This is a genomic window from Kiritimatiellaceae bacterium, from assembly GCA_013141415.1.
In the GTDB taxonomy this organism is placed as follows: Bacteria; Verrucomicrobiota; Kiritimatiellia; order Kiritimatiellales; family Tichowtungiaceae; genus Tichowtungia.
In genome coordinates this window covers 196,842-210,832 of the sequence record JABFQY010000001.1, presented here as the reverse complement: position 1 = coordinate 210,832, position 13,991 = coordinate 196,842, and the positions used below count along the sequence as shown (strand labels likewise).

Here is a 13,991-nt window from a genome sequence, read left to right as displayed (position 1 = left end):
TGAAGGAGCAGAACAATGGCACATAAAAAGGGACAAGGGGCTTCTACCAACGGTCGCGACAGTCAGCCAAAACGCCGTGGCGTCAAACGCTACGCCGGTCAGGAAGTAACCGCAGGCAGCATCATCGTTCGTCAGGTCGGCAACAAATTCGTCGCCGGATCCAACGTCGGTCAAGGCCGCGATTTCACGCTTTTCGCGCTCAAGCACGGCATCGTCGAGTTCGACAAAGCCGGTCGCCGCGTCAACATTCGCGAAATGCAGACTGCATAATTGTTTTCCCAATGTTCGGAAAAAAGAAAAGGCGGGCTTTCTGGGCTCGCCTGCTTCATTTAAGGTGTCCGCCGTGATTGTATTTAAAGACCGCGTCAAAATCTTCGTCAAAGCCGGCAACGGCGGCAATGGGATTTCCTCATTCCGGCGCGAAAAATTTGCCCCGCACGGCGGCCCTAACGGCGGCGACGGCGGGCACGGCGGCAGCGTCATTCTGCGCGGCGATACCAACGCCGACTCGCTCAACCACCTCTACCACCACCCCCACCAGAACGCTGAAAACGGCGGGCACGGTAAGGGTTGTGACTGCACCGGACACACCGGCGAAGACAACATTCTGGTTGTTCCCTGCGGAACAGTTGTTCTCGACGCGGACACCGAAGAATTCGTCGGTGAGATTCTCGAAGACGGTCAGGAGCTGATCATTGCGCGCGGCGGTCGCGGCGGACTCGGCAACCCGCACTTTAAATCATCCGTGAATCAGGCTCCGACCAAATGCACCCCCGGAACTCCCGGCGAAGAGCGCGACTACCGGCTGGAACTCAAGCTGATGACTGACGTCGGACTGGTCGGGTATCCAAATGCCGGGAAATCCACTTTGATCACCGAACTCACCAGCGCCCATCCTAAAGTCGCTTCGTATCCTTTCACCACGCTCAACCCGATCATCGGGACGCTGATCTACGAAAACTTTAATCAGATTAAAATCGCCGACATTCCCGGCCTGATCGAAGGGGCCAGCGAAGGCCTCGGCCTCGGCCACTATTTTCTGCGCCACATCGAACGCTCCCGCTTCCTCATGTTTGTCATCGACATGGCCGCCGAAGACGGGCGCGATCCGGTTGAAGACTACCGCAGCCTGCGGCGCGAACTGAAAGCCTACAACCCGGATCTGGCCAACCGCCCATCTCTCGTACTGGCTAACAAAATGGACATGCCGACTGCGGGCGAAAATCTGAAAATTTTTAAAAGAAAAACCCGCCTGAAACCGCTCGAGATTTCCGCCGGACTCGGCGAAGGCCTCGAACAGATTAAAGAAATCCTTTACGAACAGTTTTTCGGCAAGTAAAAGGTATGCTTCTTTTTTGTCGCGCCGGAGTTCGGCGGCGGCGAACGAAGGAGGATTTGAGGGCGTTTAGCTCAGTTGGTTAGAGCGCTACCTTCACACGGTAGAAGTCACAAGTTCGAATCTTGTAACGCCCACCATTATTTAACCCGGGAAAATATGCTACACCCCGACACAGAAGTTCGCTGGATCAGTGAGGAGATCGGTTGCGGCATTGTCGCCACCCGCGATATTCCCAAAGGCACCGTTACCTGGACGATGGATCCGCTCGACCGCTTCTTCACCGCTCAGCAGGTCGCCGCGCTTCCTGACCGCTGCCGCGAGACGCTCTATAAATATTCCTACCGCAACCGCGACGGCAATTATGTCTTCTGCTGGGACAACACGCGCTTCATGAACCACAGCTTTAATCCCAACTGCATCACCACCGCCTACAACTTTGAGCTGGCCGTGCGCGATATCCGGGAAGGTGAAGAGCTCACCAACGACTACGGCTCGCTCAATATCCTCGAACCGTTCCACGCCTGCGACGAAGGAACCGATCGCAAAGTCGTCTACCCCGACGACCTCGCCCGCCACTACGCCGACTGGGATCGCCAGCTCGAAAAAGCTTTCAAACGCATTCAAACGGTCGAACAACCTCTGCGCGAACTGCTTTCCGCAGAACAATGGGAAACCGCCGGCAACATCGCCGAACAGCGCGCACCGATGGATTCGATTCTGAACTGCCTGCATTGTGGATAAGCAGACCTTCGACTTTCAGCTTTCAGCTTTCAGGTTTCGTCTCTAGACTCCCGCCCCATGAACGACGACTATGAACTGATCGACAGCGGCGACGGCCGCAAGCTGGAGCGCTTCGGCGATGTGAAACTGGTGCGCCCCGCCGGACAGGCCGCTTGGCAGCAGTCGCTACCCGAAAATGACTGGCAGAATATTTCCGCCGGATTCGACCGTGAAGGCGGGAACCGCTGGCATAACCGCCACAACCTGCCCGACAACTGGAAGGTCACCGTCGCCGGAATCACCTTTAAACTTTCTTCCACCGACTTCGGACATCTCGGCATTTTCCCCGAACAGCGCGTCATGTGGAAATGGATCCGCGAAACCGTGCAGCGGCGCAAAGAGCAAACCGGAACCTCCAATGTGCTGAATCTCTTTGCCTACTCCGGCGGATCGACATTGGCTGCCGCGCAGGGCGGCGCGGAAGTCTGCCACCTCGACGCCTCCAAAGGAATGGTCGACTGGGCGCGCGAAAATGCTGTGCTCAACGGACTGGAAGAAGCGCCGATCCGCTGGATCGTCGACGACGCCATCGGCTTCCTGCGCCGCGAAGTTAAACGCGAGCGGCGCTACGACGGCATCATTCTCGACCCGCCGTCGTTCGGACGCGGGAAAAAAGGCGAGGTCTTCAAGATTCAGGAAGCCCTGCCGGAACTACTCAGCCTCTGCCGCGACCTGCTGTCGGACAATCCGTCGTTCCTACTCCTGAGCTGCCACACGCCCGAATACTCGCCGATGATCCTCAAAAACCTGCTCACGCAGTGGCTCAAGGATTTAAACGGCGCCACCGACTGCGGCGAAATGCTCCTCACCGGCAACCCGGATGTCATGCCGCTACCAAGTGGTGCGTTTGCGAGATGGATCGGCAACAGATGAACAGATTGATTTTCATATTTCTTCTTTCGTTCTCCGTTTCTCTCGAAGGATTCGGGAGTGGCGGCGACGCGGTTGTGGCTTCGGCTTTCGCCAATCACAAAAGCAATATTCAGGTACAAGGCTCCGGACAGGTCATAAAGGTTCTGTCTGATGATAACAATGGAAGCCGACACCAGCGCTTTATCATCAAGCTCGCATCAGGACAGACGCTTTTAATAGCTCACAACATTGATATAGCGACGCGGATTGATTCGCTAAAAGTCGGTGATACCGTCGGGTTTTCTGGCGAATACGAATGGAACCCGCAAGGCGGTGTAATCCACTGGACTCATCACGACCCCCAAGGCCGGCACACTGCAGGCTGGATAAAACACAACGGTCAAGCCTATCAATGACCTCACCATCTGAACAACCGTGGAATCTGCTGCACGGCGTTACGCTGGAGATGATGCTTAATCAGCTGGTGGAGGATCACGGCTGGGAGGAGATGGGCGAGCGTATTCGAATCCGCTGCTTCAAGGTCGATCCATCGATCAAGTCCAGCCTGACGTTTCTACGCAAAACACCGTGGGCGCGGGAAAAGGTCGAACAGTGGTATGTCGCCGACGCCCGCCGCAAACGAAGAGGAAGATAGCCCATGACTCTTGATGTGCTTTATCACGACAACCAACTGCTGGCGGTGAATAAACCGGCGGGCTTGCTGACGCAGCCGAGCGGAACGGATAAGGACAATCTCGAAGACCGCGCGAAAGCATACATCAAGGAAGTCAAAGGCAAGCCGGGCAATGTGTTCCTGCACGCCGTTCACCGGCTCGACAAGGACGTGAGCGGCATCGTTCTGTTCGCCTGCACCGATAAAGCGCTGTCGCGTCTGAACGCCGATATGCGCGCCCACCGCTTCACCAAAATCTACCATGCGGTCGTTTCCGGCGCGCCGCCGCAGAACGAAGGTTCGCTGCGTCATTTTCTGATTCACGACGATTACCGCGCCGAAGTGGCGAAGGAAGGCGATCCCGAGGCGAAAGAGTGTCTGCTGGATTATCGGGTTATTACGCCCGCTGAGGGCAGCGGGCCTACAAACCATTCCGCACCTGTAGGCCGGGTGACCTCACCCGGCGACAAACATACGCTACTGGAAATTCAACTGCACACCGGGCGCTACCATCAGATCCGTGCGCAGCTCGCCGCGGTCGGCTGTCCGATTGTCGGCGACGAAAAGTACGGCTCAAAAGTAAAGCTGGCCTGTGGTGCGATTGCCTTGCACCATGCGCGGTTGACGGTGATTCATCCGGTCAGCAAAGCGGAGATCGTTATCGAAGCACCGTATCCCGATCACTGGCCGACGGTCTAAAAGCGTTACGCTTCGGAAATGCAGCTGACGGGACAGACGGGTTCACAGGCTCCGCAGTCGATACAGTCCGCCGCTTTGATGAAGCGTTTTTCGCCTACTTCAGAAATACAGCCCACCGGACAAACCGGCTCACAGGCTCCGCAGTTTATACATTCGTCTTTTTTGATGATTCGTGCCATGACGTTCTCCCTTGGTTAAATGAACAGGTTGGCCGATGAACAGCTAAGACGGTCAATGTACATGGCGACTCCGCCTTCTTCAACTCCATCGATCAGTTCTTCTTTCTTAATGCCCATCAAATCCATGCTCATGGTGCAGACAACCAGCTTAACTCCGCCAAGTTTTGCCTGAGCGATAAGCGCCGAAAGCGGCATGACGTTTTTCTTCTTCATAATGCCTTTGATCATCGCCAGACCCATGCCGCCCATATTCATCTGCGAAAGCTTCAGACGCTCCGCACCTTTCGGCATCATGAAGCCGAACATTTTTTCGATCAGGTTTTTCTTCGCCGCAACCGGCCCGGACTTCCGCAGAATGTTAATTCCCCAGAAGGTGAAAAACAGCGTCACTTCATAACCTGCCGCCGCCGCGCCGTTGGCGATGATAAAGGCGGCCATGGCTTTGTCGAAATCGTTGCTGAATACGACATTGGTCATGGCGCGTTTACCGGAACCCTGCCCGCCGCGTTTGATAACGGTGGCGCGATATTCACCTTTCCCCGCCGGCTCCATGCTGACGAGCTCATGGCCGGTGGTGTTGCACCAGGCCGGGGCGTCGGCGACAAACCCCGGATCCGTGGCGGTGATGCTGACGGCTTCGCCCTCGTTGACTTCATCAATCGCATTTTTAAGCTGAAGAATCGGGCCGGGGCATTGCAGTCCGCAGGCATTAACGGTTTTAACAATTTTCATGGTCGGTTCCTTTTCAACATTCTGAGCGGGTTTGTGTTTTTCCGGCATTTCGGCGGCAGGTACTTCAACCGTCCGCTGATACGTGGTATAGCCGCCGCTGAGGTTCCGGCATTTAAATCCGTTCTGCGTCAGAATGCGGCAGGCGAGATAGCCGCGCTGTCCCACTTTACAGAAGACGAGATATTCCTTTTCTTTCGAAAGCTCGCCAAGCCGGTCGCGCAGTTCATCGAGCGGAATATTCTTCGCACCGGGAATCGTGCCCGCCGCCACTTCGCCGGACGTGCGGACATCGAGCACCTGCTGATGCGCCGCCGGTTTCAAAACATCTTCCACCTGACAGAGTTTGACGTCGCCGCGCAAAGCATTCGCCGCGACGAATCCAGCCATATTAACGGGATCTTTGGCGGAGCCGTACGGCGGCGCGTAGGAAAGTTCAAGCTCCTCGAGATCATAAACGGTCAGTCCGGCGCGAATGGCGACGGCAAAAACATCAATTCGCTTATCCACGCCGTCGGAGCCGACCGCTTGCGCGCCGAGCACTTTTCCATCTTTCGGATCGAACAGCATTTTAATGCTCAGCGGCGAGGCGCCGGGATAATATGATGCGTGGCTGGCGGGATGAACGTAGATTTTTTCAAACGGAATTCCGGCGCGCTTCGCCGCTTTTTCGCTGAGGCCGGTCATACCGATAGCGAGGTTGAAGACCTTGCAGATCGCGGTGCCCTGCGTGTCTTTGTAGCGCGAGTCGCGACCGAACATATTGTCGGCGGCAATGCGTCCCTGCCGATTGGCCGGTCCGGCCAGCGGAATCAGCGCAGACTGGCGGGTGATAAAGTCGGTGACTTCGACCGCATCGCCGACCGCGTAAATGTTTGCGTCCGAGGTTTGCATCCGGTCGTTCACCTTGATGCCGCCGTGCGGACCGAGTTCAAGGCCCGCCGCTTCGGCGAGCGCGGTTTCGGGTTTTACGCCGATCGCCAGAATTACCACGCCGGTTTCAAGCGTTTCACCGGAGCTGAGTGTCAGCTTCAACCCGTTCGCCGACTCGCTGTAGCGGGTGACCGAAGTATTCAGACGCAGATCAACGCCGTTGAGTGTCAGTTCCTGATGAAGAATCGAAACCATTTCCGGATCAGCCAGATTCATCACCTGCGCCGGACGTTGGATCAGCGCGGTGGCGATTTTCCGCTGACGCAGCGCTTCGACCATTTCGAGACCGATGTAACCGCCGCCGATGACAGTGGCGTGCTGCTTGCCGTCGAGCGCTTTGATGATGCGATCCATGTCCTCCATGTTGCGGAGCGAAAGAACCTTCGGACTGTCGATGCCGGGCACTGGCGGATGAACCGGATGTGCGCCGGGACTGAGAATCAGCGCGTCGTACGACTCGCGGTAAACTTTTCCGGTTTCCAGATTTTTGATTTCGACTTCTTTCGCCGCCGGATAAATCGCGGTGACTTCGTTTTGCGTGCGCACATCAAGCCGGAATCGGGTGCGGAGCTGTTCCGGCGTGGTGACGAGCAAACGGTCGCGGTCGGCGATTTCGCCGCCAATGTGGTACGGCAGACCGCAGTTGGCGAACGAGACGTACAGGCCGCGTTCGAGCAAAATGATTTCCGCTTCTTCGCTCAGCCGCCGGGCGCGCGCCGCCGCGCTGGCTCCGCCAGCCACGCCGCCAATGATGATAATTTTTTTCGGTTTCATAATTTATTCAGTCCTTGAAGTGTAAAAAGGTTCTCAGGTGTTTGCTCATACAGTCGAACAGTTTCAGGAAATCAGGATTCTGCAACGCGCAGTATTTCTGCGTCCCCTCCTTGCGGATGGAAATCAGCTTCTGCTGACAGAGGATTTTAAGCTGTTGCGACATCAGCGACTGGCTGCATCCCAGCTGCTCAAACAGTTCCGTACAGGTTTGCTCGCCGTCCGCCAGCAGTTCAATCACGCCGAGCCGTACCGGATGCGCCATCGCCTTAAGCACCTCTGCCGTCATTTCCCGTTCTCGATTGTTCATATCCACCTCATACATTAGAAAATTATAATGTTATAAATTTAAAGCAATTAAAATCTCCGGTTTTTCGGCATTAATACCCTTATAGCTAAATACGTATTACGCGATAATGTTTATCATGTTTATCATTGCAGGCCGACCGCAGTTCTGGTTATCTGTCTTTAAATACTGAGAAGTTGATCATGAAACTTGTAAATATTGATTTGGCAACTAACCCCGCCGGTGCTGAGCATGCGACATTGGATTTATCCCCGATCGAAACGTCGGTCGCACATCCTGGCGACCATCCGATCCTGAGAGTCGGAGCCTGGCTGGCGGCGTTCATGTTTGTCGGAGCTGTCGGCTATCTGGCTGTTCGTCTATTCAACTTTTCGGGCAGCCTTGAAAGCGCAGGACAGATCGTTCTGGGAACCTTGCAAAGCCGACTGTTCTGGAGCGCCGTCGCCGTGGGCGTGCTCGCACAAACCATCGACGGGGCTCTCGGCATGGCCTACGGCATAACGTCGAATACATTTCTGCTGGCGTCGGGCATTCCGCCGGCCGTTGCAACAGCCAGTGTGCATATTGCCGAGGTTTTCACGACCGGTATCTCCGGAATTTCCCATGTCCGGATGAAAAACGTGAATGCGAAGCTGTTCCTGCGGCTACTGGTGCCGGGAATTATCGGCGCGGTCGCCGGAGCATTTCTGGTTTCATCCATTGATGGCAAGGTGCTGAAGCCGTACATTTCAATCTACCTGTTCTTAATGGGGCTGTATCTCGTCAGCAAAATTTTCCGCAAATATAAGGCGGCGCAGCACGAACCTAAGCATGTGGCGAAGCTCGCCCTGTTCGGCGGCTTTGTTGATTCCGTGGGCGGCGGCGGCTGGGGCCCGGTTGTAACCACCACGCTGATCGGCTCGGGTCACGATCCCAGAACAACGATCGGTTCGGTGAATTTTGCCGAGTTCTTCCTGACCTTCGGCAGTGCGATTGCCTTTTCGCTGCTGGTGGGTAACGGGCCCTGGCCGGTTGTCGCCGGACTGGTGCTCGGCGGCGTGTTTACCGCCCCGCTGGCGGCACTGCTGACACGCAAAGTTCACGCTAAAGCGCTGTTAATCATGGTTGGCGTTCTGATTTCACTGGTAAGCGCACTGAATTTGTATAAAGCGTTTTTCGCCTGACCGGCGGGATCCCTTGGAAAAGATTCCGGCCTCATAAAAGCCGCTCCGCCGCCGGGGCGGATTTCTTTTTCCAAAACATTGAAAAAAATCTGCTGGCCTGACCGGCTCATCCGGCCTAAAAAGTTTTCATGCAATCCAAACCGCCCATCAAAAAACAATCGTGGAAACCCGGCAATATGCTTTCGCCGGTTCCGGTGGTTCTCGTCAGTTGCGGCGGCACCAAAGAATGGAAGCCAAACCTGATCACCATCGCGTGGGCCGGAACCGTCTGCACCAATCCGCCAATGCTTTCCATCTCTGTCCGGCCCGAACGGCATTCCTACGACATCATCAAACAGACCGGCGAATTCGTGGTAAATCTTCCCACCGTCAAACAGACCAAAGCCACCGACTGGTGCGGCGTCGTCTCGGGCCGCGAGCACGATAAGTTTGAAAAAACCGGGCTGACGCCCGCGCCCGGTCTGAAAGTTAAATGCCCGATCGCCTTGGAATGTCCGGTGAACATCGAGTGCCGCGTCACCCAGACCTTGGAACTCGGTTCGCACGTCATGTTCCTCGCCGAAGTCGTCGCTGTGCAGGCTTCCTCGGAACTGATCGACGCCAAAGGCAAGCTCTGCCTCGAAAAAGCCGGACTCATCGCCTTTGTTCACGGCGAATATTTCGCGCTCGGCCAAACCCTCGGCCACTTCGGTTTTTCTGTCCGCAAACACAAACCCGCACCGACCGGAAAAAGGAAACCGCATGAACGAACCAAGCGTAAAACCTGAACGTGAGAAGTGGAGCGGCCAACTCGGATTCATTCTCGCGGCGGCGGGCTCGGCCATCGGACTGGGAAGTATCTGGCGCTTCCCGTACATCACCGGCGAAAACGGCGGCGGCGCTTTCATGCTCGTCTATCTGTTATGCTGCGCCGCCGTCGGCATTCCGGTGATGATCTGCGAAATCACGCTCGGACGCCACACCCAGCGCAATCCGGTCGGCTGCTTCAACCAGCTCACACCGCCCGCCTCTCTGCTGGCCCACTTCCTCGGCGGCGGCATGGTGCTCACCGGCATCGCCCTGCTCTGCTTCCACGCCATCGGCTGGGGCATCACTTCGCTGATTCTCGGCGGACTGGTCTTCTGGAAAAGCTGGCGGATCGTCGGCATCATGGGTGTCGTTGCCGGATTCCTGATTCTTTCCTACTACAGCGTCATCGGCGGCTGGGCCATCGGTTACGTCGTGAAAGCCGCCAGCAACCAGCTCGTATTTGAAACTGTTGCACAGGCAAAAACGACTTACCTGGATTTCATCGGCAGTACCGGTCTGGTAATCGGCTTCCACTTTGTTTTCATGCTGCTCTGCGTGGCGATCATCTACAAAGGTGTCCAGAAAGGGATCGAGACCGCCTGCAAATTCATGGTGCCTCTGCTCTTCATCATCATGCTGGTGCTGATTCTGCGCGCCCTGACTCTGCCCGGCGCCAAGGCGGGCGTCAGCTTCTGCTTCACGCCGGACTTTTCCAAACTCACCGCGCAAGGCGTGCTGGTCGCGCTCGGCCACGCCTTCTTCACCCTCAGCCTCGGCATGGGCGCAATGATCACCTACGGCAGTTACCTCGGCAAAAACGAAAATATTTTTGCTTCCAGTGTCTGGATCACCGGACTCGACACGCTCGTCTCGGTGCTCTCCTGCCTGATGATTTTCCCCGCCGTCTTCGCCATGGGCTTCGAACCGGGCGAAGGCCCCGGCCTTGTCTTTCAGGTCGTTCCGGCGGTCTTCCACCGGCTACCCGCCGGGCCGCTGTGGGGAACTCTGTTCTTCATCCTGCTCGCCGTGGCGGCGCTCGCCGCCGGCATCAGCCTGCTCGAAGTCGTCACCGCCTACTTTGTGGACGAGAAAAAATGGACGCGCCACCGCGCCGCCATCGTCACCGGCATCGCCATCTTCCTGCTCGGCGGACTCTCCGCCGTCAGCATTGAAAACTGGGACAAACTTCCGGCCATTCAAAAAGCAGTCGCCGCCTGTTTCGGCGGAGCCAGAGCCAGCTTCTTTGACCTGGTGGACAACCTCACCTGCAACTGGATGCTTCCGCTCGGCGGACTCTTCATCTGCCTCTTTACCGGCTGGATCTGGGGAACCCGCAAAGCGATTGAAGAAATCCGCCACGGCTCAAAAAACTTCGCCGACGTTCACCTGCTGGCTCTGCTGGCTGGACTCAAAGACGACCCATCGCACAACTCCAGCACTCATCCGCTCACGCTGGCATCCATGTGGGGCATCTTCGTCCGCTTCGTCTGCCCCGTCGCGATCCTAATCACATTCCTGCACACCATCGGCTGGCTGAATCTGAAGCCGTGAAACTCATCCAGATGCTCGCTAAGTTATGAAAAAAATTAAGAGAAAAAAAAGACGTGGAGGAGTCCTCTATTGGATCTATTCCTGCCTGTTGCTGATACTAGTACTCATCCTCCCAAGCATCGCCACAACTAAAGTTGTAAGTTTGTATGGCTGCGGGCTCGTCATCGCATACCTATCAATAATTTCGGCCACCACTACTTACGCCTATTGGTCTGATAAAAAGAAAGCTCGGCTTGATTTAAGGCGCACACCGGAGAGCACGCTTCATCTGTTCGAGCTTCTCGGGGGATGGCCCGCCGCATTTTTTTCCCAACGGATATTCAGACACAAAATTTCTAAAACCGAATACCAGGTTTCATTCTGGTTGATCGCGTTAACACAGCAATACGCATCATTCGACTACATTCTCAACTGGCGGTACACAAAGATGCTCTACCAATTCGCCAAACCGTATCTGGATCACTGAAGCCCGCGGGCAAAGTTTCCGGCGTGGCCGGGAACGGCGGAGCAGGAGGTAATGCGTCGGACGATGTCGGCAACTTCGTCCGACGAACTGATTCCATACGACAGATCGATGCGGAAGCGGCGCGCGCCTTTGGCTTTCAGTTCATCCAGATGACCGGTCAGCGAAAACGGTGTCTCGTTGAGAAACACAAACTGCCGTCCGTTCGGTTCGACGCGGAAATTCCGCCGTGAACGGTCGGTTAATTCATCGCCGGACGCCGCCGGACGCGTGGCGGAAATCATCAGCGGCGTATGCTGATAAACCGGAACAACCGCCGCGCCTCCGAGCTGTTCGATCAGCGCAAAAAGATTTTTGGCGTCGTCTTCCGGTGAAAGCACAAACTGCTGAACGCCCTGCTCGCGCCACTGCAAAGCGGCTTGTGTATTGAGCGTATAGAGCGGCCAGTCGGTGGTGATGTCATATTCAATATCGCCCGCTGAGGTCAGCGGGCCTACACCAATCTTCTGTAGGCCGGGTGACCCCACCCGGCGCAGCAGATTAAGTCCGCCGACATTGGCCGCTTCCCACTTTTGCTGATCCGGCAATGCCGCAATCAGTTTACGGAATGCCGCAACGTCTTCTTCGCGAATAATCACCGGCAGAGCCAGCCGAAGTTTATCGCCATAAAACGACAGCGCCTTTTCGATCTCTTCCGTCCGCGCCGGATCAATTTCCAGTACGAATTCGTCGATGTTTTCCAGCGGTTGAAAGACCCGTGACTTCACTGCCCAAGCAACCGGCTCCTGTTTGTAGCCGAGGTCCGTGACCTCGGAAACCGGCGGGATCACGGATCCCGCCCTACAATTATTTTCCCAGAGATTGGAAAAATCTGAAATCAACCGGCGGCGGGCATCGTTTAAAACGGACACCGGAATAAAAACCGGCGCGCCTTCCAGCGTCAGTTCGCCAAGTTTACAGTCGGTGTCGCCGAGTTTTTCAAAACACTGACGAATTGTGGCCGCAGCTTTCTCCGGATTTTTCGCCGCTTCGAACGGGCCGGGCAAAACCAGTTCAGACTGCACGCCGTCCGCTGACGCAACAAACTTCACGTTTTCCGAAGATTGGGAAACGTAAATGTTCACCGGCTTCCGCTGACGGAACTGTCCGGGGCGCGGGGCAGTAAATTCGTAGCGCTGACGCACCACCTGAGAATAGGAGCAGTAAACCGGCGCGCCTTTTTCGAGTCGCGGTGCATCGGCCGGAAGTTTGAGCGCGATCTCCGCATCCGCCGGAAGTTCAAACCGGCGCTTGGATTCCGGATCGCTCGCCAGCCGCATTTCATCGGCGGCAAAGCCGAATGCGTTTTCAAATTTCAAGCCGTCGTGTTTCTGCAATGCGCGATTGCTGTGCAGAATCAGCCACGGCCCGGCGACGGCCTTAACGGTTCCGATCAGTGCGCCGCGATGTCCGTCGTTGACCGGATCGACCGGACTGGTTTCAGAATTTTTTAAATACAGTTCGGTGGAAGGTCTGCCGAAAATCGTCTGAATGTCCGCCAGCCGCTGCGCGGAGTCGGCAGAGTCGCCCGCCAGTGCCTTGCGATAGAAGTCGGTGACGGCGGCGACATAGAGCGGACTTTTCATGCGCCCTTCGATTTTGAGCGAGGCGACTCCGGCATTGAGAAGTTCCGGCAGATGTTCAGCGGCAGAGAAATCTTTCATTGAAAACGGCAGGGTTTCTTTGCCGTCGCCGTCACGGAACGGCTGGCGACAACAGTAGGCGCAACGTCCGCGGTTGCCGCTACGGCCCAGCAGGTGCGACGAGAAAAGGCAAAGCCCGCTGTAGGAATAACACAGCGCACCGTGGATGAACGTTTCGGTTTCGATGCCGCAGTGGAGGCTGATGTGCACGATTTCTTTCAGGCTCAGCTCGCGCGCCAGCACGACACGCTTGAAACCGAGCGACGCGAGCTGTTTGGCTCCTTCGAGATTATGAACTGCCAGCTGTGTGCTGGCGTGAAGACGGAGTTCCGGAAAGTTTTTCTGCGCCAGACGCACGACGCCCATGTCCTGAACGATCACGCCGTCAGCGTTCAGATCGCGGATGAGCGCGAGCGTTTCGAGCGCCGCATCCAGTTCGCGTTGCTGAACCAGTGTGTTGAAGGTGATGTAAACGCGGCGGCCGAGGTGGTGCGCGTAGCCGATCAGCTCGTCGAGCGCTTCGGCGGAAAAATTACCGGCTTCGGCGCGGGCGGAAAAGCGCGGCAGTCCGGCGTAAACGGCATCCGCGCCGTAGGCCAGCGCGGCCCACGCCGCTTCCGGCGTTCCGGCGGGTGCTAAAAGTTCTGGAGGTTGTTTATTCAAGCGGCCCGAACGCTATCCTGCTTCCGCCGCTGCTTCAAGTTCCGGATGTTACAACCGGATTGCTGAAAAGTTAATTTTGTTGAAGCAAATCTTTTCATTCTTTAAATCTCTGGTATGTTCTCCGCCAGAATGCGGCACGGGGTCGTATTCGCGTAAACAGGAACCATCACAAGGAGACGGGATGAAAAAGTTAGCGATCATTACAGCAGCCGTATTAAGCGCAGCGTTTGTTTCTATCGCCGCTGACGCAGGAGTCGAGACCACATATAAAGGCAATCCGGACAGCAAGACCTTCCATAAATCAAGCTGCCGATTCTTCAGTAACACAAACTGCACCGCTACATTCAGCGCGCCGGAAGCCGCGCTCAAGGCCGGATACAACGCCTGCAAAGTCTGCAAGCCGTAAACCGTCATTGGA

At 56.1% G+C, this 13,991-nt stretch carries 15 protein-coding genes, 1 tRNA gene and 1 pseudogene; 13 read left to right on the top strand and 4 right to left on the bottom strand.

Annotation, left to right across the window (positions count from 1 at the left end):
- Window positions 1-15 precede the first annotated feature (15 nt).
- From rpmA to HOO88_01015, 8 genes and pseudogenes are all read left to right on the top strand, one after another.
- Entirely contained in the window at window positions 16-270 is a 255-nt protein-coding gene (gene rpmA / locus HOO88_01050) for a 50S ribosomal protein L27 (protein NOU35353.1), read from the top strand.
- A gap of 76 nt (window positions 271-346) precedes the next feature.
- A pseudogene (obgE, locus tag HOO88_01045) lies at window positions 347-1,399 on the top strand (GTPase ObgE).
- Window positions 1,400-1,476 (top strand) — tRNA-Val (locus HOO88_01040). It begins immediately after the preceding pseudogene.
- Window positions 1,477-1,495: 19 nt separating this feature from the next.
- Window positions 1,496-2,080, top strand: coding sequence for an SET domain-containing protein (locus HOO88_01035; protein ID NOU35352.1), 585 nt, complete (start codon window positions 1,496-1,498; stop codon window positions 2,078-2,080).
- A gap of 57 nt (window positions 2,081-2,137) precedes the next feature.
- On the top strand, window positions 2,138-2,992 hold the full coding sequence (locus HOO88_01030; protein ID NOU35351.1) for a hypothetical protein: 855 nt from the start codon (window positions 2,138-2,140) through the stop codon (window positions 2,990-2,992).
- Window positions 2,989-3,387: a DUF3465 domain-containing protein gene (locus HOO88_01025; GenBank protein NOU35350.1), complete on the top strand. Its 399-nt coding sequence runs from the start codon at window positions 2,989-2,991 to the stop codon at window positions 3,385-3,387. The genes HOO88_01030 and HOO88_01025 overlap by 4 nt, the downstream gene beginning before the upstream one ends.
- Window positions 3,384-3,626, top strand: coding sequence for a DUF2132 domain-containing protein (locus HOO88_01020; protein NOU35349.1), 243 nt, complete (start codon window positions 3,384-3,386; stop codon window positions 3,624-3,626). Before HOO88_01025 ends, HOO88_01020 begins: the two co-directional genes overlap by 4 nt.
- Window positions 3,627-3,629: 3 nt before the next feature.
- A complete protein-coding gene (locus tag HOO88_01015; GenBank protein ID NOU35348.1) occupies window positions 3,630-4,343 on the top strand; it encodes an RNA pseudouridine synthase in 714 nt (237 codons plus the stop codon).
- Window positions 4,344-4,348: 5 nt separating this feature from the next.
- Here HOO88_01015 and HOO88_01010 read toward each other — a convergent pair whose 3' ends face one another.
- Genes HOO88_01010 through HOO88_01000 form a run of 3 tightly spaced genes read right to left on the bottom strand, consistent with a single transcriptional unit; the run spans window position 4,349 to window position 7,265 of the window.
- Window positions 4,349-4,522 (bottom strand): 4Fe-4S binding protein, encoded by a 174-nt coding sequence (locus HOO88_01010; GenBank protein NOU35347.1) that lies wholly within the window; start codon window positions 4,520-4,522, stop codon window positions 4,349-4,351.
- 15 nt (window positions 4,523-4,537) lie between these two features.
- Window positions 4,538-6,958: an FAD-dependent oxidoreductase gene (locus HOO88_01005; protein NOU35346.1), complete on the bottom strand. Its 2,421-nt coding sequence runs from the start codon at window positions 6,956-6,958 to the stop codon at window positions 4,538-4,540.
- 7 nt (window positions 6,959-6,965) lie between these two features.
- Window positions 6,966-7,265 carry a helix-turn-helix transcriptional regulator gene (locus HOO88_01000; GenBank protein ID NOU35345.1) on the bottom strand — a complete coding sequence of 100 codons (300 nt, stop codon included), beginning with the start codon at window positions 7,263-7,265 and terminating at the stop codon, window positions 6,966-6,968.
- Between the two features lie 179 nt (window positions 7,266-7,444).
- Here HOO88_01000 and HOO88_00995 point away from each other — a divergent pair, with 179 nt between their 5' ends.
- The 4 genes from HOO88_00995 to HOO88_00980 all read left to right on the top strand — a co-directional run bounded on the left by HOO88_00995 (window position 7,445) and on the right by HOO88_00980 (window position 11,231).
- Window positions 7,445-8,425, top strand: coding sequence for a sulfite exporter TauE/SafE family protein (locus HOO88_00995; GenBank protein NOU35344.1), 981 nt, complete (start codon window positions 7,445-7,447; stop codon window positions 8,423-8,425).
- Window positions 8,426-8,571: 146 nt separating this feature from the next.
- The gene (locus HOO88_00990; protein ID NOU35343.1) at window positions 8,572-9,192 is read left to right on the top strand and encodes a flavin reductase family protein; all 621 of its coding nucleotides are present in this window, start codon (window positions 8,572-8,574) and stop codon (window positions 9,190-9,192) included.
- Window positions 9,167-10,765: a sodium-dependent transporter gene (locus HOO88_00985; GenBank protein ID NOU35342.1), complete on the top strand. Its 1,599-nt coding sequence runs from the start codon at window positions 9,167-9,169 to the stop codon at window positions 10,763-10,765. The genes HOO88_00990 and HOO88_00985 overlap by 26 nt, the downstream gene beginning before the upstream one ends.
- A gap of 25 nt (window positions 10,766-10,790) precedes the next feature.
- Window positions 10,791-11,231 carry a DUF1294 domain-containing protein gene (locus tag HOO88_00980; protein NOU35341.1) on the top strand — a complete coding sequence of 147 codons (441 nt, stop codon included), beginning with the start codon at window positions 10,791-10,793 and terminating at the stop codon, window positions 11,229-11,231.
- Here the strand turns inward: HOO88_00980 and HOO88_00975 are convergent.
- The gene (locus HOO88_00975) at window positions 11,225-13,573 is read right to left on the bottom strand and encodes a U32 family peptidase (GenBank protein ID NOU35340.1); all 2,349 of its coding nucleotides are present in this window, start codon (window positions 13,571-13,573) and stop codon (window positions 11,225-11,227) included. The genes HOO88_00980 and HOO88_00975 overlap by 7 nt on opposite strands.
- 181 nt (window positions 13,574-13,754) lie before the next feature.
- Between HOO88_00975 and HOO88_00970 the strand changes: the two genes are divergently transcribed.
- Window positions 13,755-13,979 carry an Ada metal-binding domain-containing protein gene (locus HOO88_00970; protein ID NOU35339.1) on the top strand — a complete coding sequence of 75 codons (225 nt, stop codon included), beginning with the start codon at window positions 13,755-13,757 and terminating at the stop codon, window positions 13,977-13,979.
- Window positions 13,980-13,991: the final 12 nt, after the last annotated feature.

Excerpts from the sequence above, each read along its gene's own strand:
- rpmA (NOU35353.1), top strand. The coding sequence starts at position 16 with ATGGCACATAAAAAGGGACAAGGGGCTTCTACCAACGGTCGCGACAGT.
- HOO88_01035 (NOU35352.1), top strand. The coding sequence starts at position 1,496 with ATGCTACACCCCGACACAGAAGTTCGCTGGATCAGTGAGGAGATCGGT.
- HOO88_01030 (NOU35351.1), top strand. The coding sequence starts at position 2,138 with ATGAACGACGACTATGAACTGATCGACAGCGGCGACGGCCGCAAGCTG.
- HOO88_01025 (NOU35350.1), top strand. The coding sequence starts at position 2,989 with ATGAACAGATTGATTTTCATATTTCTTCTTTCGTTCTCCGTTTCTCTC.
- HOO88_01020 (NOU35349.1), top strand. The coding sequence starts at position 3,384 with ATGACCTCACCATCTGAACAACCGTGGAATCTGCTGCACGGCGTTACG.
- HOO88_01015 (NOU35348.1), top strand. The coding sequence starts at position 3,630 with ATGACTCTTGATGTGCTTTATCACGACAACCAACTGCTGGCGGTGAAT.
- HOO88_01010 (NOU35347.1), bottom strand. The coding sequence starts at position 4,522 with ATGGCACGAATCATCAAAAAAGACGAATGTATAAACTGCGGAGCCTGT.
- HOO88_01005 (NOU35346.1), bottom strand. The coding sequence starts at position 6,958 with ATGAAACCGAAAAAAATTATCATCATTGGCGGCGTGGCTGGCGGAGCC.
- HOO88_01000 (NOU35345.1), bottom strand. The coding sequence starts at position 7,265 with ATGAACAATCGAGAACGGGAAATGACGGCAGAGGTGCTTAAGGCGATG.
- HOO88_00995 (NOU35344.1), top strand. The coding sequence starts at position 7,445 with ATGAAACTTGTAAATATTGATTTGGCAACTAACCCCGCCGGTGCTGAG.
- HOO88_00985 (NOU35342.1), top strand. The coding sequence starts at position 9,167 with ATGAACGAACCAAGCGTAAAACCTGAACGTGAGAAGTGGAGCGGCCAA.
- HOO88_00980 (NOU35341.1), top strand. The coding sequence starts at position 10,791 with ATGAAAAAAATTAAGAGAAAAAAAAGACGTGGAGGAGTCCTCTATTGG.
- HOO88_00970 (NOU35339.1), top strand. The coding sequence starts at position 13,755 with ATGAAAAAGTTAGCGATCATTACAGCAGCCGTATTAAGCGCAGCGTTT.